The organism is Streptomyces sp. 11-1-2 (assembly GCF_003595545.1).
Classification (GTDB): domain Bacteria; phylum Actinomycetota; class Actinomycetes; order Streptomycetales; family Streptomycetaceae; genus Streptomyces; species Streptomyces hygroscopicus_B.
Window position 1 is genome coordinate 6267324 of sequence record NZ_CP022545.1, and the last position, 19698, is coordinate 6287021.

The window sequence follows — 19698 nt, forward strand, 5'->3', positions numbered from 1 at the left end:
GCTGGTCTTCGTACGAGGTCACGGTCGGTCTCTCCCGCTCGGCTCCGGACATGGCCGAGGCGGGCCCGCGGCGCGATGCCGCGGACCCGCCTCCGGGCTGTGGGTCAGCCGCCGATGGGGCGACGGTGGGGCTTCTTCGGGCCCTTCTTCGGGTCCGGCTTCGGGGCGTGGTGCTTCTTCTTCGGCTCGGCCTTACGGGCGGGCTTGACCGGGACAATCTTGTGGAAGCTCATGATTCTGCCTCTCGGAATTCGGTGTTTCTTTTCCTTTGCCGGAGCCGTTCGGCTTCGACACGGAAGACATTAGGAGCGATATCCGTGAGGAAGATCGGGCTGAGCTGTGCGTTTACCAAGAACGGTTTCAAGGAATTCTCATGCCGGATGGGGAACCGCACCGCCTACGGTCCGGAGAGTGCGGCCCGGGGTGCGAGCCGGGCCGCGCGTACGGCGGGCCACAGGCCGGCGAGCGCGCCGATCGCCATGGTGGCGCCGACTCCCACACCCAGTGCCCAGGGCGGGACGACCACCTGCCAGTTCTGGGAGAGTGCGTATCCCGCCGACGCTCCCGCGCCGAGGGTGGCGCCGCTGATGCCGCCGAGGGCGGAGAGCATGACCGACTCGGTGAGGAACTGGGTGCGGATCTGGCCACGGGTGGCGCCGAGCGCACGGCGCAGGCCGATCTCGCCACGCCGCTCGAGGACGGCGATGACCATGGTGTTGGCCACGCCGACACCACCGACCAGCAGGGCGATGGCGCCGATGCCGACGAGCAGGCTGGTGAAGGCCCGGTTGGCGGCCTGCTTGGCGCTCAGCGCGTCGGAGGGCCGGGAGACCGTGACCTCGTTGGGCGCCTCGGGGTTGACGGTGGCGGCGAGGACTCCGCGTACCTGGTCGACCTTGCTGTCGGCGGTGCGGGTGTAGATCATCGTGGGGCGGCCGTCGAAACCCAGGTGGGTCTTGGCCGCGTCCCAGCCGATGAGCGCCGCCGAGTCCAGCTAAGGGGCGAGCGGCGCCTTCTGGAGGATTCCGGTGACGGTGAACCACTGCTCCCCGAGCCAGATTTGGGCACCGGGGGTGGTGATGCCCAGGTTCTCGGCCGCGGTGGTGCCGAGGACGACGGCCGGGTATCGGCTCTGGGCGCCGTTGAGCCACGTTCCAGCGGCCATGTGGAGCCCCACGGTCCTGGGCAGGTCGAGTCCGGCCCCGAGGACACCGATGCCTTTGCTGGCGGCCTTGGGAACGCGGTCGTTGCGGTAGACCTTGGTGTTCTTGACGCTGCCGGTGGCCGCGGCGTTCTCGACCGGGGCGATGTGCCTGACCATTTCGGCGGCGTTTTCGGGCAGTGGCGCGGGGTCGCCGACGAAGTCCTTGCCGGGCGTCACGGTGAGCATGTTCGTACCCACCGAGGCGAGTTGGGCGTTGAACGCGGCCTGACTGGAAGCGGATACGGCGACCACCGCGACCATCGCGGCGATACCGATCGCGATACCCAGCGCCGACAGCAGCACTCGGGTGGGGCGGGTGCGCAGCCCCACGCTGCCTACCCGCAGGGTGTCGGCCAGGCTGAGCCTGTGGGGGGTGAGACGGGCCGCGGTGAGGCGCCGCGGGTCGAGGCGGCGGCTCACCGCAGTACCCCTTCGGTGATCCTGCCGTCGCGTACCCGGATGCGGCGGGGCAGTGCGGCGGCCAGTTCCTGGTCGTGGGTGATGACCAGGACGGTCGTGCCGGCCGCGTTGAGTTCCCGCAGAAGTTCCACCACGGACGCTCCGGACGTGGTGTCCAGCGCTCCGGTGGGCTCGTCGGCCAGCAGCAGCGGCGGGTCTGCGACCACCGCGCGGGCGATGGCGACGCGCTGTTTCTCGCCGCCCGACAGTTCGTTGGGGCGGTGGTCGAGGCGGTGCCCGAGGCCGACCCGGCGCAGAACCTTTTCGGCCCGCGCGCGGCGTTCCCCGCGGGTGACGCCCAGGTAGAGGAGTCCATCGGCGACGTTGTCCAACGCGCTGACCCCGTCGGCCAGGAAGAACTGCTGGAAGACGAAGCCGATGGACCGGGCCCGCAGTGCGGACAGCCTGTTCTCGTTCAGGCCGGCGATGTCGTGACCGTCGATGCGTAAGGTGCCGGACGTCGCCACGTCCAGCGTGCCGATCAGGTTGAGCAGGGTGGATTTGCCGGAGCCCGACGGGCCGACGACGGCGAGGAGTTCGCCCCGATCGACGCGGAAGGACACCTGATGGAGCACCTGTACCCCGCCCGGATACACATGGTCGACGTCTTCGAGTTCCACCAGCGGCGTGTCTGTTGGCGCGGGCCCGGTCGGCCCGGGCCCCGCCAGTGTCCGCGTCATGCGGCGACCCCGACCCTGGTGCCGGCCGTAAGGCCGCTGCCGCTGACCTCGACCCTGCCGTTCGCGAACATGCCGAGCTTCACGGCGCTGACCGTGCCCTTACCGTCGGTGCCGATGACCTCGACGCCGTAGCCGCCCTCACGGAGCGCGAGCAGTGCGGTGATCGGCACGGTCAGGACGTTCTCCTTCTTCTCGCTCTGGAGCCCGACGGTGACCGGCGCCTCGGTGATGTCCGCGACGTCGTCGGCCAGCTCGATGTCGACCCCGATGGTGGATTTGTCCGCGGCGCCGTCCGCGCCCGGCGTCTTCTTCACCGTCGTACCGACACTGGTGATCGTGCCCTTGACCGTTTTGCCGTCGGGGAGGGTGACGGTGGTCTTGCCGTCCTTCTTCGCCAGCGACCGGTCACTGATGTCCAGGTCGACATGGACCTGGCGCTTGGACGAGGTGCCGGTCAGCACGGGTCCGCCCGGCCGGACGTCCGTGCCGACCGGGGCCTTGTGCGCGCCGATCCTTAAGGGCCCGGAGGCGAACACGACCCGGCCGTCCTCCACCTTCCCGGTCTGGAGAAGGCCGAGCGCCTTCTGCCAGCGTTTGACCGCCTGCGCGGTGAGGTCGGTGAATTCGCTGTCGGGGGTGAAGCCGCGGTAGCCGAGGGCCTGGAGGTTCTCCTCGAGCTGACGTACGTCCTCGCCCTTGTCGCCACTCTTCATGTCCCGGTACGCGGGCGACTTCCCGTACAGCAGGAGCACGGGTTTTCCGTCCACGCCGTAGAGCTGCTCACCGCGCGAGACGGTGCTGCCGATGCCCGGCTGGCCGGTGACGGTTCCGGCCAGCCGGCCCATGATCGAGGTGCTGCCCTCGAAGCCGAGCGTTCCGTCGACCTGCTTGCTGTTGATGAGCGTCTGGCGGGTGATCTTGTCCGTGTGCTGCGTCGGCTTGTCCGAGCCCGCCGCCGGGGCGGTGCCGACGTCGGCGGTCGCGTAGTACACGCCGCCGCCGGCCGCCGCGACCAGGACTGCGGCGATGATCCAGTGGCCGCGGCGCCGGCGACCGCGTGGCCGGTGGCGCGGGGCGGCGTCGGGGGAGTCGTCCCCGCTCTCTTCGCTCTGCGGCACGGTGCCGCTCTCCGTGGCGGCGGTCACTGGCCGGTCTTACCGCTGGACATGCCGCCGCACGCCTTGAGGGCGTCCTGCGTCTTCTTCGACCCACCGTCCGGGATGTTCATCCTCCCCTCGTCGGTCGGGTCCTCGGCCTCGACTCCCTTGTCGCGCAGGCACTTGGCCAGCTTCACGTCCTTCGCTTTCTGCTCAGGGGTGTACTTCGGGGCCTGGCCGTCCGCGTTCGGCATGAACTGCTTGCACTGATCGAGCGCCGCCTGGAACTTCTTCGGGTCGGAGGGCTGGACGACTTTCGCCCCGTCGGCGTCCGGGTCGGGCATGTCGATGCCCTGTTCGCGCATGCAGGCCGCGTACTTCAGCCGGGCCTTCTGCATCTCCTCCGGGCTCTTCGCCTTCTGGGAGGCGCTCGCGGACGGCTTCTTGTCGCCACCGGCGCTGGCGACATCGTCATCACCGCCGCCTCCGCCACAGGCCGACAGGACGAGGACCATGCCCAGGGCGGCCGAGGCCAGGGCACAGTGCTTACGCAGAGAGAGGACGGGCATGAGGACCTCACGGTTGGGGTAAGAGCCGGTACTTGCTCCATGAGAGAACCAGCCGACCGTGCGCAGGGAGGTAAGCGCGGGAGGCCATCGCGCCCCGCCACGCTTATCCCTCTGCAATCGCCTCCCTGCTTGCATGGCTGGGCCGGGGTCCGATCCACCCGGTTTGTTACCTTCAGTAACTGCCGCGTATTCACCCCGAGGAAGCTCCCCCATGAGGGTCCTGATCGCCGAAGACCACCACATCCTGGCCCGTACGATCGCCACCGGCCTGCGCCGCGAGGCCATCGCGGTCGATCTGGCCGGCTCGGGGGACGTGGCCGAGCGGATGTGCCTGCTCAACGCCTACGACATCATCGTCCTGGACCGGGATCTGCCCGTCATGAGCGGCGACGAGGTGTGCCTGCGCCTGCGCGCGCTCGAGGACCCGCCCCGCATCCTCATGCTCACCGCCGCCGGTTCGGTGGAGGACCGAGTGTCCGGGCTCGATCTCGGCGCCGACGACTACCTGGCCAAGCCCTTCGACTTCGCCGAACTCATCGCACGGATCAGAGCGTTGAGCCGACGCGTACCCACACCCCCGCTGATGATCCTGCGGCACGGCGGCATCGAGTTGGACCGGGGCCGTCGCGAAGTCCGTATCGACGGGAGGCCGGTGGAGCTGAGCCCGAAGGAATTCGCCGTTCTTCAGCTCCTGATGGAGGCGCGCGGCGAAGCCGTGACCCACCGTGCCCTTCTGGACCGTGTGTGGGACGAGAACATGGACTCGCGCACCAGCGCCGTACGCGCCACCGTCAGCCGGCTGCGTGGCAAACTCGGCCGCTCCGACGCGATCTCCATGGACGACGGCAAAGGTTACCGGCTGTGCTGAATCCCCTGTCCCTCGCCGGCCCGCGGGCCCTGCGGGCCACGTTGCGCGACCGTCTGACCTTCCGCGCCAAACTCGCCGCCGCTTTCACCGCGCTGTTCTTCTGCGCCGGAGCCGCATTGCTGATCTTCGTCACGGTGCTGGCCCGGCAGGGAACCATGGAGCAGTTCGCGAGCATCACGACGGACCCCACCGGCGGGCCAACCGCTCCCCAACCCACCTCGTCGGCCACCGCGGGCCCGACGAGTCCCGACCCCACCGGCTCGACAGGGCTTCGGCAACAGGCCGAGGACGCCCGGCTGGCCAGGATGGAAGTCACCAACAGGCTCCAGGAGACCGCCGTACGGCAGATGGTGGTGTGGTCGGCGGTCGGCCTGGCCGTCATGGCCGTACTGTCCGGCGCCATGGGCTGGTGGCTGGCCGGCCGGGCCCTGCGCCCGGTACGCAAAGTGATCCTCGCGGCCCGCCGGATGAGCGAGGAGAACCTCCACGAACGCCTGCAACTCAGCGGACCACAAGACGAGTTGCGGGAACTGGGCGACACCTACGACACCATGCTGGACCGCCTGGAGAGGTCCTTCACCAGCCAGCGCCGGTTCGTCGCCAACGCCTCCCACGAACTGCGCACCCCCCTGGCCGCCCAGCGCACCAGCATCGAAGTCGGCCTCGCCGACCCGCTGCCCGCCCACCTGATCCCGGTCCGCAAGGACCTGCTCACCACCAACCGTGAGGCCGAACACCTCATCGCCGCACTCCTGCTGCTCGCCCGCAGCGACCGCGGACTCGACGAGACCAAGGAAGCCGACCTCGCCGAACTCACCCGGCAGGCCGCCGACGAACTCAGCTCCCTCGCCGCCGAGCACACCGTCGTCACGGCGGTGCACACCACGCCCCTGTCCGTGAACGGAGACCCGGTGCTCCTCAAGCATCTGGCTTCCAACCTGCTACGCAACGCCATCCAGTACAACCACCCGCAGGGCACGGTCACCGTGCGCATCGACGACGCCCGCCGACTGACCGTGACCAACACCGGCCCCCATATCGACCCCACCCGCGTGGACAGCCTGTTCGAACCCTTCCGCCGCCTCGACCGCGATCGCACCGCCGTTCACGGCCACGGCCTGGGCCTGTCCATCGTCCGCTCCATCGCCACCGCCCACGGCGGCACGGTCACCGCCGCCCCGGGCCCGGCGGGCGGCCTCCGCATCGAGGTACGGCTGCCGACGACGCGGTGACGAACGGCGGTGGCGCCGGGACCGGTCGCAGCCCTGCGTCCGACCCCGTCCGCGACCAGGTGCTAGCCGGTCTTCCCGAATGACAGCCCCGCGCCGGTCAGATCGGCCCGAATCCCCTCCGGGGAGACACCGATGTTCGTCAGCTTGATGCCCTTGGCCTTTCGGGGCAGTTGGAAGGACAGCTCCAGCTTGTCCGTCAGCTCCGGCACCTTCATCCGCGTCAGCGCCGCGGCCACCGTCGGGTCGATGCCGAGCTTCCTGGCCAACTGGGGATGGTCGTTGGCCGCCTGGACGAGGTTGACCGCGAGCAGCGCGGGCACGAAGCGCGGCGACCCCGTGATCCGGTCCAGCATCAGGTCGTCGTTCCGCGCCTGCCCCGCCTCCGCCGGAGACACCCCGAGCTTCTCCGCCACCGAGGGGACCGACAGCAGCGCCCGTGCCTTCTCGGAGTCCTCGCTGATCTGCTTCGCCGCCTTCTTGTGCAGATACAGCCCGGCGCGCGGCTCGGGGCCGGGCCGGTAGGTGGCGATCCCGGGGATGTCCAGCCGCATATCGGTGACGCTGGTGGAGATCCCACGGTCTCCCTGGCGCCGGATTTGTGCCTGGGCGTGCAGCGACACCTGCTGGCCGGCGACCGGAAGCTTCCCGTCCGCGCGCACCGAGCTGGGCCCCAGCGCCTGGAACCGCACCTGGGAGGCGCCCAGTTCACGGCTGAGGTCCTCGAAGGACAGCAGCACATCGCCCTTCATCCGGCCCACCGTCGCGCCCCGGAAGGAGCTGGGCAGATCCCCCACGATCCGGATGTCCTGGGCTTGGGCGCGTACCTCGGCGAGCGAGACCCGGTCGGCCGCCACGTCCGGGACGGCGATGTCGACCTGCTGCAGATCCTTGCCGAGCACCTGGGTGAGGAACGGGAAGCCGTGGATCGTCACATTCGGCGCCGTGGCCAGATCCAGCTTCTTCTGCAGCTCCTGCTCGGCCTTGCGCTCGCTGTACATCACGGCACAGCGGTCGGCCAGCACCAGCAGCAGGCCCAGCACGAGCAGCCCGATCAGCGCCTTCGCGGTGAGCGGTATCCCCCTGAAGCGCCCGCGCCGACGCCGGGACGAACGGCGGTGGTTGGGCGGTGACCACGCCGGGTCGTCGTCCCCGGAGCCCGAGCCGGAGCCCGAGCCCGAGCCGACCGGCTCACCCCTGCGCCCGCCGCCGTCGGCGTCGTCGTCATCCGACGCCAGGCCGAGGCCCAGGGGGTCGTCCGGATCGTACGGATCGGCAAGCTCGGCGAGTTCCTCGTAAGGGTTGCTGTAATGAACGCCGGGTGAACCGTCGTGAGGATGTGAGGGCCGCGGTGAAGATATGCGTGTGGGGGATCGCATCAAGCCATACCACCACGCCACACTGCTCCACCCGCAAGTCCTAGCGGTGATACGTGGCGAACCGCACGTTCCGATTTCGCCCTCCGTACACGTGCCGTTTCTCAGCGCGTGCCGCGTGAGACCGCCCTCGCCTCGGTGACGGTGACCGCCCTGCCGTCCATCTCCGTGCCGTCGAGCTGGGCCATCGCCTTCTCCGCGGCCGTCTCGTCCATCTCCACGAACCCGAACCCCCGCGAGCGGCCGCTCTCCCGGTCGGTGATCACGGTGACGTCCAGCACCTCGCCGAACTGCCCGAACAGGGTCGCCAGGTCCCTTGTCGTCGTCTGGTAGCTCAAGTTGCCCACATGCAGTCGTTTGGACATGACCGGCTCTCCTTGTTCTCCGTGGTCCCCAGTGCAGCGAACCGTGTCAATCCTCTCAGCGAGGTATGAAACGGGCCATCCGCATGGGCTGAACCGGTCATACGGCTCAGTGCAGCGTGCCGAGCTGATCCTTGGAGAAGGGCACCAGTTCCGCCGTACGCCCGCTGAGCACCTTCGCGGCCCACTCGGGGTCGGCGAGCAGGGCGCGGCCGACGGCGACGAGATCGAACTCGTCCCGCTCCAGCCGGTCCAGCAGAGTCTCGATGTCCGCCACCTGGGTCTGCTCACTGCCGGTCCCGGGGACGAACGTCGGCAGGAAGTCCTGGTTGAGCCCGACCGAGCCGACCGTGATCGTGGACTTCCCGGTGAGCTTCTTCGTCCACCCCGCGAGGTTCAGATCCGAACCCTCGAACTCCGGTGTCCAGTAGCGCCGGGTCGAGGAGTGGAAGACATCCACCCCCGCCTCCACCAGCGGGGTGAGCAGCGCCTCCAGCTCCTGCGGGGTCTCGGCCATCCGCACGTCGTAGTGGTCCTGCTTCCACTGCGAGGTACGGAAGATGATCGGGAAATCGGCGGAGACGGCCTTACGGCAAGCGGCCACCAGCTCGGCCGCGAACCGGACCCGGGAGGCGGGGTCGCCGCCATAGTCATCACTGCGCCGGTTCGTCGCGCCCCACAGGAACTGGTCGATCAAATAGCCATGGGCGCCATGCAGTTCGACCCCGTCGAAACCGATCCGCTCCGCGTTGGCCGCCGCGTCCGCGAACGCCGCGATCACCGCGTCCACGTCGTCCTGCGTCATCGCCCGCCCGGCCGGCTCACCGTTCAGCCCGATCCCCGACGGGCTCAGCACGGGCGCCTCCGGGTGCGGCGGCGCGCCCTCCTCCCGCGACACCCCCACATGCCAGATCTGCGGCGCGATCCGCCCACCCGCGAGATGCACCTGCTGCACGACCTCGGCCCACCCCGCGAGGGCGTCCTCCCCGTAGAAGCGCGGCACGCTGTCGCTCAGCCCCGCCGAGGGGTGCTCGATGTAGGTCCCCTCCGTAATGATCAGCCCCACGCCGGCGGCGGCCCGGCGCGCGTAGTACGCCACCACTTCGGCATTGGGCACGCCGCCGGGCGAGAACATGCGGGTCATCGGCGCCATGGCGATCCGGTTGGGCACGGTCATCCCGCCCACGGTGAACGGCCGGGACAGAACCTGTGCCGCGCGCTCAGCACTCCCGTTTATGGACACGTTGATACTCCTTGACCGGACGTCGTCACAGCGCGGAATCGCGCTGCCCGGCCAAGCTAAAACCTGACGTCAACGTGAGGGTCAAATACCGGAGGCCGCCTCCGGCCAGCCCCTGCCGGGGAGCAGGCGCACGGCGGCACAGTCTGCCCCCGAAGGGTGCATACGCGCCCTCCCGTCGGTCAGTGGGCAGGCCCACACTGGCCGCTTGACCAATGATGCGAGGGGGCCCGACATGGGAACGCACGGCAAGTCGCCCACACCGAACCCGCAGCCGAAGCAGCCGAAGCAGCCGAGCCCACGGGACTCGGACGGACAACACCCGGATGTCTCCAGGCCGGGCGGCGGGACCCACCGCAAGTGACCGGCCTGGCAGAGCTGCACACGCGGGCGGCCGAGGCGCTCGACATCGCCGAGCCGTGGGTACGGCGGGCGTTCGAGGCCGTCCCGCGGCACGAGTTCGTCCCCGGCACCGTGTGGGCGGTGGACGGTGGCGTGTACCGGCCGCTCCGCCGGGCGGACGACCCGGACCGGTGGGCCCGCATGGTGTACGACCCCGCGCAGGCCATCACCACCCAGGTGGACGACGGGGCCCCTGCCCCTGCCGGCGGCGATGTGCCCACCAGCTCCATCTCCGCGCCGACCGCCGTCGTGACCATGCTCGCCGAGCTGGACCTGCGGCCGGGGCATCGGGTGCTGGAGATCGGGGCGGGCACCGGGTACAACGCGGCGCTGATGGCTGAGCGGACGGGTGCGGGACGGGTGACCACTCTGGAGATCGACCCCGACGTGGCCGACGGCGCACGGGCCGCGCTGCATCGGGCCGGGTATGGCGAACTGACGGTGCTGGAGGCGGATGGCGAACAGGGGTGGCGGCTTGGCGCACCGTACGACCGGCTGGTGGCGACGGCCTCGGTGACGTCGATCCCGTGGGCATGGGTGGAGCAGGTGCGGCCCGGCGGCCTGATCCTGGCCCCCTTCCGAACCGCGTTCTGCTCGCACGGACTCGCGCGGCTGACCGTCTCGGACGGCTGTGCCGAGGGCCGGTTCGCGGGCGCGGTGACGTTCATGACGGTGCGGGGCCAGCGGGCGCGCCCGCGTATCGATGGGGTCTTCTCCACGGAGGCGTGGGAGGCGAGCCGCGAGAGCAGGGCCGACCTGGACGTCACGGTGCTTGGCGGCGCGCACGCCGAATTCGCGGTGGGGTTGAGGATGGCGGACGTGGCGCACTGGCCGCAGGACGGCGGGCACTGGTGGTGCAGCCGGGATTCGTGGGCGTACGCGGCGGATGGCGCGGTACGTCAGTGGGGTCCGCGAAACCTGGCCGACGAGACCGCCCAGGCCCTCGCCTGGTGGGAGGGCGCCGGGCGTCCGGAGCTATTCGACTTCGGGCTGACGGTCACGGCCGAGCGGCACCGGGTGTGGCTCGGTGATCCGTCGGCGGCGTGGCCGCTGCTCAGAGGGTGCGATTGAGGCGACCGGCCTTCACGGCGCGTATGAAGACGCCGAGCGCGGCGGGGCTGGTGTGGAGCACCGCGTCGGGCTCGTCGCTTTCGCGTATGCGGATGCCGTTGGCGACGGCTGCGAGTTCTACGCAGTTGGCCGCATCCGTACTGAACGAAGACTTGCGCCACTTGATGTCAGGCATGACCACGCTTCCTAGTAGTGGCTGTAGAGGATGTGCTGGATCAGGCCGAGCGAATCTCGCACGTCACGGTTGACCGCAGTGGGGCTTGAGTCCACCGGTGGCAGGGCCACGCCACAGAGCCGTTCAAAGTGCCTTCGGTACCGTGCGACCGAGTCTGGGTCGTGGAGGTACATCGAGTGGCTGGCGTGGTCCATCTGGATTGTTTCCAGGGATCCCCCATGCGAAGCGATCAGGCAGAAAGGCGTGTTCACCGCTGAAACGCCGTCCGCGGTGAAGGGCAGGATCTGAACCGTCACATGTGGTAGCTCTGCCAGTTCTACGAGTCGCAGCAACTGCTTGCGCGTCACGGCGGAGCCGCCCAATCGCATGTGCAGGGCGGCCTCATGGATGACGGTGTGAACCGTGGGCGGGTCTTCGGCGGACAACACTGCCTGGCGGCGCATCCGGAACTCGATCGCCCTGTCGATGTCTGCGGGAGTCGTCACCACGTCGCTCACCCGGAAGATGGCCCGGGTGTAGTCCTCGGACTGGAAGATCCCGGGGATGAACAGCGACTCGTAGGAGCGAAGACAGGTCGAGTGGGACTCGAGTTCCGCTAAGTCGATGGATGCGGCGGGCATGTTGCGTTTGTAGCCGCTCCACCAGCCCTTGCCCTTGTCTTCCGCGAGGCTGACTAACGCCTCGACGTAGGGCACACTTGTGCACCCATAGCCTTCGCAAAGCCGACGCAGTCGCTCGGTCGGGATCGCCGTGCGACCGCCCTCGACATGCGTCAGGTGCACACGACCCATGTCGATGAGCGCGCCCGCCTCATGCAGCGTCAACCCAGCTTGCTCGCGCAACCTTCGCAGCTCTGCGCCAAGGCGGCGCTGTCTTTCGGTGGGGTTGGTTCGCAGTGCCAACGGGACTCTCCTCAGGATGTGGGCCACAGTCTGCCGTCAGGGGGTGGGCCGGTCCACTCATTCTCGCGAACAGGTTGAACTTGTCACCCTTCATCTCTACCGTGTGTGTGGTGGCAGTCACACAGCGGAGCTGTGGAGAGCCGCACGATGCCCGTTTACGAAGCGCCACGGAGGCGTCGCATGGGAGCACACGCACACCCGGAACTTCCGCACCGCTACACCCTCTCCGCCCCCGCTCTCCCCATCTCTCCGCGCCTGTGCCGCGACTTCGTGCGCGGGATCTTCGCGGCTTCAGGACATTCCCAACTCGCCGAGGCGGCAGCCCTGTGCACCTCGGAGTTAGTGACCAACGTCCACCGGCACGGCAAGGGCGATGTACGGATGGCCGCCACTATCCGGCACGACCGCATCCGGGTGACCGTCCACGACGACAGCCCCGAACTTCCCTCGCCCCGCCGCGCGGCGAGCGATGAGACCAACGGGCGCGGCCTCTTCCTGGTCACGGCCCTCTCCGACGGCTGCGGCATGACCTCCGACGAACCAGCCGAAGGCACCGGCAAAGCGGTTTGGTTCGAGTTCAACGTCCCGCCCACGAACACGAAGAGCACAACATGAACCCCACGCCCGCCGAGCGCGTCGCGGAGGCCCTGCGCGACGACTTCGCCGCCCACGGCGTACGGCTCCCCGACATCCGGGCCGACCTCAGCGACCCCCTGCAACCGCGACTGGAACTCGGCACCGTCCCCCTCGGCGCCGGCTTCGCGCTGCTGCGTGTGCTCACGGACTACCAAAGGCTGTTGACGGCTGAGCGGGCCCGGTCGGAGCGGAGAGGTTAAGGAGTGGGTTGACTTCTCAAGTCGCGAGAACCTGACGAGCACGAAGCGTTTCCGGGTGATCGGGGCCGAGGATGCGTTCACATAGCGGAAGGGCTGTACGCGCCGTATGTTCGGCTTCTTCCGTCCGTCCCGCATGAGCAAGATATTCGGCCAACTGGCTGTAGTTCTCCACTAGATGGGGGCTGTCCGCTGCGAGCGCCTGCTCACGTCCGGCGATGGCCCGGCGAGTCAGTTCAACTGCTTCTTCCCAACGCCCACGCTTCGCGAGTACTTGGCTGAGCAGAACGACAACGCCGAGCGTCATCGGGTGGCTATATCCCTGCACCCGCTCCCGATCCGCCAGGACTCGGCGGACAAGCGGTTCCGCTTCCTCAGGGGTGCCGAGTCGGGAGACCCCGAAGGCGTATGCGTGCCGGGCGGACAGGGCTGTGGGGTGATCGGTGCCAAGGTACCGCTCACATTCGACCACGGTCTCAGGCGATACTCGTGCGAACTCCTCCTTCTTGCCCGATGTAACCAGTTCTTCGATCAGCATGGCCCGGCTGCGCAGTGCTCTGGGATGCTCTACGCCCAAAGCGCTCCGCAGCCCATCTGCCGCGCGACGCAGTAGAGACAGCGCTTCAGCCCGTCGTCTCATCCTGAAGAGCGGTTGCTGGAGCCCATGACAGGACTCAAGCGTGTCGGGGTGATCAGGGCCCAAGACTCGTTCACGTACCTGCAGCACCCGGCCATGTACGTCCTCCGACTCCGCGATGCGGCCGAGCCGGAAGAGTGAGCGCCCTACGCGCTGGAGCGCGCTCAACGTCAGAGGGTGCTCAGTGCCCAGCACTCGTTCCCCTGCCCCAGCGGCCTCCTGCGCCAAAGCCAGGGCGGCGGCGTAGTCGCCGGTCTCGTGGATGCGTTCCGAGAGACGTACGGCCAGATCCACCACCTGCCCTGCCACGACACCGTCCACGCGCCGCAGTAGCCCCGCCGCGTGCGGGACCAGCAGCGCCACGTACCCGTCCCCGGACCCGGCCTCCGCCGGAAGCGCAGCCTCAAGCAGCGTTGCCGCGGCTTCGCTGAGAGCAGCGCGCTGCTCAGCCGGGATGCCCGAGGCGACGCTGTCGAGGAGCACCCCGTGCACCTGGACGCAGCGCACCGGCCGTTCGCCGTCCGCACCCGGCGGCGCGGAGACGATCGTGGCCAGCGAGTGGTTGATCAGACCGAGCAGCGCGGGTTCGACGCGACCCTTGTCCAGCAGGCCCGTTCCGCCCAGCGATGCCGGAGCCAGAACCGCGAGCGGCAGTGGGTCCGCGCTCCAGCAGGACAGCAGCCGCAACAGCGTCGTCGCTTCAGGGAGGCCCTGGTCGGCGAGGGCGTCAAGTGACAACTGCCAGGTGCGGCTCACCAGATGACGGGACTCGGAACGGCCGGAGTCGAGAGCCGCTCCCTGGTCGATGAGGCCGATCGGGTCGTCTTCGAGGCGGGCTCGGTATTCGTCCATGGACCAGGACTCCAGGAGCTGGTGGTGCAGATAGGAACCCGCGAGGGTCAGCGCGAGCGGCAGGCAGCCGAGGCGGACGGCGACCTGTTCGGCCGCCGCCGGAGTGCCCGCGTGCGGCGCGAGGTCGCACAGGACCTGGGCCGCGTCCCCGGTGGGCAGCACGTCGACGGAGTGGAGAACCGCGCCTCGCCAGGCGCGCGAGGTCGCGTATCGGGTCGTGACCAGCACCGTGCCGCGAGGGCTGGCGCGCAACCAGCCGCCGTCCTCCAGGATCGCCGGATCGTCGGCGTTATCGATCACCAGAAGCCAGGGCTCCGGGGAGCGGTCCAGGTGGTGCCATACGAGGTCCGCGGCGGCGCGCTGCCCGCTGTGCGCGGCGGCCAGTTCGCCGGGCCCCGCGCCCCGGTCGGCGGCGACAGCCAGCATGCCCGCGCGCAGGGACAGCCGCTCCGAGGCGTTGACCCACAATCCGACCCGGGCCTGGTCGTGGACGGCCTCGGTGAACAGGGCGTGCGCCACCGCTGTCTTGCCGCAGCCGCCCATGCCGTGCAGGACGTGGACCTGTCCGCCATCACCGTCCACCGCCGTCCGTAATCGCCGCATCAGGTCCGCGCGGTCGCGCAGGACGGACGGTGCCCGGCCGACCAGCGGGATCCGTACGGAGTCCGGGCCCGCCCCCGTGCCGGAGAACGGAGCCGGCGGGGCGGCCGTCCCAGCGAACAAGGAGGCGCCGGGGCCCGGCGCGTAGTGGTGATGGTGTTCGGTGATGTGCTGGTCGCCGGTCGACTGATAGACCCGGCCCTGTCCCGAGGCGCGGCCCTCCGTGTGTGGAGGCGGCGGACCGCTCACCGCTCGAGGATGTGCAGACGGGCCGTGACCAGTACCCCGGTGGACCCGGCCGCTCGCGCGAGGTGTGCGATCTGCGGCTGCATTCCGTTCCGCCCCCTCATCCGTGCCGAAGTCGGCCTTTCACGATACGTCGGTTGTGGAGCCGGTGGGGTCGGTCGGGCGGCCGGTACGCCTTGGCGCGTTGTCGGGCGTCGTCACCGTGACGCCGGGCAGTGATGCGGCACCGTTGATCTCCGCGTTGATCGTGACCGTCTCCAGGTCGGGGAGGGCGGCGAGCGGGGACAGATCGATGGAGCGGTCGGCGCCATGGGGAAAGAGGATGTTCAGGTGACGAAGGCGGGGGAATGCCGAGGGCATCCAGGCGGTGTCCAGGAACTCGTGCAGAACATGCAGATCCAACCAGGTGATGTTGGGCGGGAAGTCGCGCTCCATACTTGCGTGTCCGATCGTGACCTTCAGCCGCTCCAGTGCTGTGAGCTTCTCCAGGCCATAGGGCACGACGCCCACACCTGACAGGCCCGGCGTTTCGACGACCAAGGTGCGGAGGGGGAGGTCGGACAGGCCGGTGAGGAAGAGGGCCCCACCAAGACAGTCGGTCAGATAGAGCGTTTCGAGGTTCGCCAGGTGGCCGATCGCGGCGCCGAGGTCGTCGACCACGTGGTTACGGTTCAGCCGCAGCCGGGTCACCTCCTCCCCGTTGAGGTTGTCCCTGATCTCGTCGTCCGTGAAGTCCCCGCGCAGGATCAGCCACGGACGTGGCCCCGTGTCCAGGAGCAGCCGCAGATGTTCCATGGACTCGGCCACGAAGTACAGGCCGTCCCGGTCCAGGCGGAGGATCACCTCATGGAAGTACCGCTCGGTTTCGAATCGGCCCCAGCTCGACGCCAGTTGCGCACGTACCCCGACCGCCGGGTGGTCGGCGAATTGGGCCAGATAGGGGATCGCCGCATCCACCGGTATGCGTGACGCCGTCACCACACAGCATTCCGCCACCTCGTCCGTCAGCCCCTCCGGCCCCGGGAGAAGCTCCAGCACCAGGGGGCCCACCGTGGCCAGCTCCCGCGCTCGCGGGATGGTCACGGGCGGGACGAACGCCATCGCGTTCTGCGTGACCTCGTCCCGTATCGCCGGGTCCAGATCGGGCGCGTGGTCCAGGCACGCCATGGCCAGCAGGTACACACGAAGCGCCGATTCGGCGCTGCCCTGGTGCCGGGCCAGCTCCAGCAGCTTGTTCAGCAACTCCTTCCGCTCGCGCGGTCGCGCATGTGCGACCGCCATGCGGATGACGTCCTCCCACTGCGCGTCATGCGCGTTGCGGACCAGCAGGCCCACATCCCACGCCTCCACCGCCGCCTTCGCGCCCAGGTAGTCCTGGAAGGTGCGGTGGACGAAGTCCACCGTACTGACCGACGGCTCGCGCAACAGCCCGCTGCGCAGCAGCAGATGGCGCAGGATGGCGGGCGCGTCGCCCAGGGCGCGGGCGGCGGGCACCGAGGGGAGGGCCTCCTCGATGAGGCGCTCCGCGCGGTCCCGGTCCAGCTCGGCCTCGCCGTTGCGGATCAGGTAGTAGGCGAGCCGCTGGAGGAGCTGGATCTGCGGCTCCTCGTCCAGTTGGACGTCACCCGGCGCGTAGATGTGGCGCTCGGTGTCGCGCCGCGTCAGCAGCATCGACAGTGCCGCGTCGTACAGCGCCTTGCGGCCCGGTGGCAGATAGCCGCGCCGGGCGCGGTGCAGGGCGCAGATCAGCCCGCACATCAGCGGGTTCGTGGCGAGGCGGCTGAGATCTTGCTTGGTGCGGACGGCGGTGTGCAGGGCCGACTCGTAGTCGTCCAGCGCCGTCCGTTCCTCCTCCGTACGGCAGGTCCGGCGGGCCGCCTCATGCCAGCGGTCGATGAACGCCGCCATGTCCTCGCGGCTCATCGGGGACAGCGTGAACTCGGCGAAGTCCTGTGCCCCCAGCCAGTCGTCGGCGACGGCGGAGGGGCGGGAGGTCACCAGCCACAGGTTGTCCGGGTAGGCGATGAGGAGATCGGACAGCCAGGCCCGGGTGCGCTCGCGGTCGCGCTCGGGGATCTCGTCGATGCCGTCGATCAGCAGCAGCCCGCGCCCGGCGTTGAGGACGCGGTCGGCCCAGCCGGGCGGCTGGGCACCGTCCAGCGGATTGTGGACGGAGGCCAGGAACGAGGCCGGGGAGGGCAGGGATTCCTGGCGGGCGATCGTACGCAGCGGGAGGACGAAGGGGACGCGGCCGATGAGCTGCTCCAGGCCGCGCAGCGACTCCTGCCGTGCGGTGCATACGGCGAGCCACTGGACGAGCGTGGTCTTGCCGGAGCCCGCGACCCCGCGCAGCAGCACGCGCTGATGGCCGGAGAGCGCCCGGTCGGCAGGCAGGGTCGCGGGAAGCGCGGCGTGCTCACCGACGAACTCCGCGGCGTGCGCGCCCAGCGGGCGCTCCTCGCCGGAGGAGGAGACCGCCTCCAGGCTGAGATACGCCGCGTCCAGCGGCCACGTGGCCTCAGCGTGGCTGAGGTCGATCCCGACGATGGTCAGCGTGGAGTGCTTGCCGATCATGTACTCCGCGTACCGGCGCTCAAAGCCCGCGTCCTGCGCGGTCTGGGACGGAATCCGCTCGATCAGGATGTCGATCTTGGTGATCAGCTCGCTGAGCCGGCCGCTCTGGTCGACGAGGGTGCGGGGGACGAAGGCCGAGCGCTGGGTGAAGAAGTGCAGGATGTGCAGGCAGGCGGTGTCCAGCAGGCGCTCGTAGAGCAGCGTGCCGCCCTGGCTGAGGTGCTGCGCGCCTCGTCCCCTTCCCCGCGTGCGGGTGGCGTGGGCCAGTTCGTAGGCCAGTCCTTGGTGGCCGAGCTGCACCGCCTGGACGTCGTTCATGTCGAGGTCGCCGAGCGCGTACAGCGTGGTGGCCAGTTGCTCGGCCACGAGCTCGTCCTCGTCGGCGGGGCACGGCCGCTCGCCGGGGCCGGCGTGCCGGGTGGCCTGGGCGACCAGTTCGTCGGCGAGCTTGTCGAGATCCCTCTCGGTCAGCGTGCGCTTCTCGCCGCGGAACGAGACGAGGGAGGAAATGCGGACCGGCTGGTTGACCAGCCCGGCGCCCGGCCCCTCCTTGATGAACAGCTTCTTGATGACCGGTGCGACGACGCTCGACGCCAGGCGCGCGCCGATGACTGCGGGATCCACGTCCCATTCCCCCCGGTAGTTGTGTGTCCCTGACCGGACAGCGTACAGCGGGGTAAGGACCTTGGTCCCGAATCGGACATCCGAAAGTCCCTGCGAAGGTGACTTCTCGCACAGGCCCTTCGGCGTCTACTACGGTAAATAGGGGATCTCGCAGGTCAGAGGTGTGATGAGGGTTTCCGGGAATTTCGCGCGGGAAACGCTTCACATAACTAATTCGCTACGTAGCCACTTAGTAGAAGAACGCCTTGGCCTATTCGCGAGAACGGGATAACAAGAGGCGTCCAAAGACGCTTCTGGAGGTACTTCCCATGGTCCCGCGCGCCACAAACCGCCGTTTCTCGCTTACGTCCGTATCCAAGGGGCGCGCCGCTGTGGTCGCCGTCGGCCTGGGCGCCTCGCTCGCGCTGGGCGCCGGAACGGCGTTCGCCGTGGGGGCGGGCGATGCCCCCGCCGCCCCGTCCGTCAAACAGGTCGCCGCGAAGGCCCCGGCGAAGAAGGCCCCCGCGAAGAAGGCCCCGGCCAAGAAGGCCCCCGCGAGCGACTGGCAGACCCCGGTCGACAAGTTCTCGATAGGCGCCGCCTTCGGTCTGGCGGGCAACCTGTGGTCGCACAACCACAGCGGTCAGGACTTCGTCGTGCCGACCGGCACCCCGGTGCACGCGGCCCACGAGGGTGTCGTCGTCAAGGCGGGCCCGAACGGCGGCGGTGACGGCCCCGCGTACGGCAACGCGATCGTGATCAAGCACGACAACGCGACGTACTCGCAGTACGCCCACCTGTCCCGGATCGACGTCCGGATCGGCCAGACCGTGACCGAGGGCCAGCAGATCGGCCTGTCCGGCAGCACCGGCAACTCGACCGGCCCGCACCTGCACTTCGAGATCCGTACGACGCCGAACTACGGCACCGCGGTCGAGCCGCTCAAGTTCCTCCGCGACCACGGCGTCAAGGTCTGACGCAATTCATGCGCTTTATGCGCATATCAGCCATGCGTCGATGACGCATGAGCCTGCTTCACCAGATCGAGGGCGACCTCCAGGGCGGCATCGCGCTTGTCCTCGGGGGTGCCCTCGATCGCCTGCAGCGCGAACATCCGCGCATGCATGCTGAACAGGGCGATGACGCTCCGGACCTGGTCGACCATGGGCGCCTCCGGGTCCCGGATCATGGCGGACATCGCGAGCATCCGGTTCTTGAAGATCTGGCCGATGCTCAGCTCGCGCACCGTCGCCTGGTTCTCCTGCATGAAGCGCATCAGCGGCTCGGCGATGTCCAGGGCCGCGCTGTAGCGGCGCAGCAGCTCCTGCTTGGTCTCCAGGCTGCGCGGCTGCTGCTCGCCCCAGGCGATCAGCTCGTCGAGCGGCCGGCCCAGGTCCTGGAACAGGCTGAGGACGATGTCTTCCTTGGTCTTGAAGTGGTAGTAGAGCGCTGCCTTGGTGACCTCGAGATGCTCGGCGATCTCGCGCAGTGACGTTTTCTCGTAACCCTGCTCCGCGAAGAGTTCCAGGGCCACGTCCTGGATGCGCTGACGGGTGTCTCCCCGCCGCGGTGTGTTGCCCATGGGCTCTCCTGTGCTGGTGGTCTGGCTGCCGTAGGCAGGCCGAACGTAACTTACTTGACGCCCGGCTAGTTGGCGCCTTACCGTCTCCACTGTACTGAACTAGCCGGGCGGCAAGTAAGTGGGCGTCAGGGCTCTCA

Annotated in this window: 18 protein-coding genes and 1 pseudogene; 6 read left to right on the plus strand and 13 right to left on the minus strand. The window is 69.1% G+C overall.

Going from position 1 to position 19698, the window contains the following annotated elements; translation table 11 throughout:
* Positions 1–104: 104 nt before the first annotated feature.
* The 5 genes and pseudogenes from CGL27_RS53225 to CGL27_RS26660 form a co-directional block, all read right to left on the minus strand.
* Positions 105–233 (minus strand): hypothetical protein, encoded by a 129-nt coding sequence (locus CGL27_RS53225; protein ID WP_014053944.1) that lies wholly within the window; start codon positions 231–233, stop codon positions 105–107.
* 164 nt (positions 234–397) lie between these two features.
* Positions 398–1624: pseudogene (locus CGL27_RS26645) on the minus strand (ABC transporter permease).
* Positions 1621–2286, minus strand: coding sequence for an ABC transporter ATP-binding protein (locus CGL27_RS26650; RefSeq protein WP_162953322.1), 666 nt, complete (start codon positions 2284–2286; stop codon positions 1621–1623). The pseudogene CGL27_RS26645 and the gene CGL27_RS26650 overlap by 4 nt, the downstream one beginning before the upstream one ends.
* Before the next feature lie 53 nt (positions 2287–2339).
* Entirely contained in the window at positions 2340–3488 is a 1149-nt protein-coding gene (locus CGL27_RS26655) for a peptidoglycan-binding protein (protein ID WP_119990499.1), read from the minus strand.
* Positions 3485–4009 carry a hypothetical protein gene (locus CGL27_RS26660; RefSeq protein WP_119990501.1) on the minus strand — a complete coding sequence of 175 codons (525 nt, stop codon included), beginning with the start codon at positions 4007–4009 and terminating at the stop codon, positions 3485–3487. The genes CGL27_RS26655 and CGL27_RS26660 overlap by 4 nt, the downstream gene beginning before the upstream one ends.
* A 211-nt stretch (positions 4010–4220) precedes the next feature.
* On the opposite strand from CGL27_RS26660, the gene CGL27_RS26665 reads away from it, so the two are divergent.
* The gene (locus CGL27_RS26665) at positions 4221–4877 is read left to right on the plus strand and encodes a response regulator transcription factor (protein ID WP_119990503.1); all 657 of its coding nucleotides are present in this window, start codon (positions 4221–4223) and stop codon (positions 4875–4877) included.
* Positions 4871–6109 carry a HAMP domain-containing sensor histidine kinase gene (locus tag CGL27_RS26670; protein WP_119990505.1) on the plus strand — a complete coding sequence of 413 codons (1239 nt, stop codon included), beginning with the start codon at positions 4871–4873 and terminating at the stop codon, positions 6107–6109. The genes CGL27_RS26665 and CGL27_RS26670 overlap by 7 nt, the downstream gene beginning before the upstream one ends.
* Positions 6110–6171: 62 nt before the next feature.
* Here the strand turns inward: CGL27_RS26670 and CGL27_RS26675 are convergent, their stop codons facing one another.
* The 3 genes from CGL27_RS26675 to CGL27_RS26685 form a co-directional block, all read right to left on the minus strand.
* Positions 6172–7485, minus strand: coding sequence for a DUF2993 domain-containing protein (locus CGL27_RS26675; RefSeq protein ID WP_119990507.1), 1314 nt, complete (start codon positions 7483–7485; stop codon positions 6172–6174).
* A 101-nt stretch (positions 7486–7586) separates the two neighbouring features.
* On the minus strand, positions 7587–7847 hold the full coding sequence (locus CGL27_RS26680; RefSeq protein ID WP_078642764.1) for an RNA-binding protein: 261 nt from the start codon (positions 7845–7847) through the stop codon (positions 7587–7589).
* Between the two features lie 106 nt (positions 7848–7953).
* Positions 7954–9087, minus strand: coding sequence for an NADH:flavin oxidoreductase (locus CGL27_RS26685; protein ID WP_119990509.1), 1134 nt, complete (start codon positions 9085–9087; stop codon positions 7954–7956).
* A 357-nt stretch (positions 9088–9444) separates the two neighbouring features.
* Here CGL27_RS26685 and CGL27_RS26690 point away from each other — a divergent pair, with 357 nt between their 5' ends.
* Positions 9445–10557: a methyltransferase domain-containing protein gene (locus CGL27_RS26690; RefSeq protein WP_240450644.1), complete on the plus strand. Its 1113-nt coding sequence runs from the start codon at positions 9445–9447 to the stop codon at positions 10555–10557.
* Here CGL27_RS26690 and CGL27_RS26695 read toward each other — a convergent pair.
* On the minus strand, positions 10541–10732 hold the full coding sequence (locus CGL27_RS26695) for a DUF397 domain-containing protein (protein ID WP_119990511.1): 192 nt from the start codon (positions 10730–10732) through the stop codon (positions 10541–10543). The genes CGL27_RS26690 and CGL27_RS26695 overlap by 17 nt on opposite strands.
* Before the next feature lie 11 nt (positions 10733–10743).
* The gene (locus tag CGL27_RS26700; RefSeq protein ID WP_119994566.1) at positions 10744–11634 is read right to left on the minus strand and encodes a helix-turn-helix transcriptional regulator; all 891 of its coding nucleotides are present in this window, start codon (positions 11632–11634) and stop codon (positions 10744–10746) included.
* Between the two features lie 180 nt (positions 11635–11814).
* On the opposite strand from CGL27_RS26700, the gene CGL27_RS26705 reads away from it, so the two are divergent.
* Together CGL27_RS26705 and CGL27_RS26710 are read left to right on the plus strand one after the other, a co-directional pair.
* Complete coding sequence (locus tag CGL27_RS26705; protein WP_119990513.1) at positions 11815–12249, plus strand: ATP-binding protein; 435 nt, start codon at positions 11815–11817, stop codon at positions 12247–12249.
* Entirely contained in the window at positions 12246–12470 is a 225-nt protein-coding gene (locus tag CGL27_RS26710; RefSeq protein WP_119990514.1) for a hypothetical protein, read from the plus strand. The genes CGL27_RS26705 and CGL27_RS26710 overlap by 4 nt, the downstream gene beginning before the upstream one ends.
* A 16-nt stretch (positions 12471–12486) precedes the next feature.
* Here CGL27_RS26710 and CGL27_RS26715 read toward each other — a convergent pair whose 3' ends face one another.
* Both CGL27_RS26715 and CGL27_RS26720 read right to left on the minus strand, forming a co-directional pair.
* Positions 12487–14805, minus strand: a complete 2319-nt coding sequence (locus CGL27_RS26715) for a tetratricopeptide repeat protein (RefSeq protein ID WP_119990517.1) — start codon at positions 14803–14805, stop codon at positions 12487–12489.
* A gap of 120 nt (positions 14806–14925) precedes the next feature.
* A complete protein-coding gene (locus CGL27_RS26720; RefSeq protein ID WP_119990519.1) occupies positions 14926–18000 on the minus strand; it encodes an NACHT domain-containing protein in 3075 nt (1024 codons plus the stop codon).
* Positions 18001–18308: 308 nt separating this feature from the next.
* On the opposite strand from CGL27_RS26720, the gene CGL27_RS26725 reads away from it, so the two are divergent.
* Positions 18309–18956 (plus strand): M23 family metallopeptidase, encoded by a 648-nt coding sequence (locus CGL27_RS26725; RefSeq protein WP_119990521.1) that lies wholly within the window; start codon positions 18309–18311, stop codon positions 18954–18956.
* 26 nt (positions 18957–18982) lie between these two features.
* Here CGL27_RS26725 and CGL27_RS26730 read toward each other — a convergent pair whose 3' ends face one another.
* Entirely contained in the window at positions 18983–19561 is a 579-nt protein-coding gene (locus CGL27_RS26730) for a TetR/AcrR family transcriptional regulator (protein ID WP_119990523.1), read from the minus strand.
* Positions 19562–19698: the final 137 nt, after the last annotated feature.

Excerpts from the sequence above, each read along its gene's own strand:
- CGL27_RS53225 (WP_014053944.1), bottom strand. The coding sequence starts at position 233 with ATGAGCTTCCACAAGATTGTCCCGGTCAAGCCCGCCCGTAAGGCCGAG.
- CGL27_RS26705 (WP_119990513.1), top strand. The coding sequence starts at position 11,815 with ATGGGAGCACACGCACACCCGGAACTTCCGCACCGCTACACCCTCTCC.
- CGL27_RS26665 (WP_119990503.1), top strand. The coding sequence starts at position 4,221 with ATGAGGGTCCTGATCGCCGAAGACCACCACATCCTGGCCCGTACGATC.
- CGL27_RS26695 (WP_119990511.1), bottom strand. The coding sequence starts at position 10,732 with ATGCCTGACATCAAGTGGCGCAAGTCTTCGTTCAGTACGGATGCGGCC.
- CGL27_RS26710 (WP_119990514.1), top strand. The coding sequence starts at position 12,246 with ATGAACCCCACGCCCGCCGAGCGCGTCGCGGAGGCCCTGCGCGACGAC.
- CGL27_RS26680 (WP_078642764.1), bottom strand. The coding sequence starts at position 7,847 with ATGTCCAAACGACTGCATGTGGGCAACTTGAGCTACCAGACGACGACA.
- CGL27_RS26660 (WP_119990501.1), bottom strand. The coding sequence starts at position 4,009 with ATGCCCGTCCTCTCTCTGCGTAAGCACTGTGCCCTGGCCTCGGCCGCC.
- CGL27_RS26730 (WP_119990523.1), bottom strand. The coding sequence starts at position 19,561 with ATGGGCAACACACCGCGGCGGGGAGACACCCGTCAGCGCATCCAGGAC.
- CGL27_RS26675 (WP_119990507.1), bottom strand. The coding sequence starts at position 7,485 with ATGCGATCCCCCACACGCATATCTTCACCGCGGCCCTCACATCCTCAC.
- CGL27_RS26725 (WP_119990521.1), top strand. The coding sequence starts at position 18,309 with ATGGTCCCGCGCGCCACAAACCGCCGTTTCTCGCTTACGTCCGTATCC.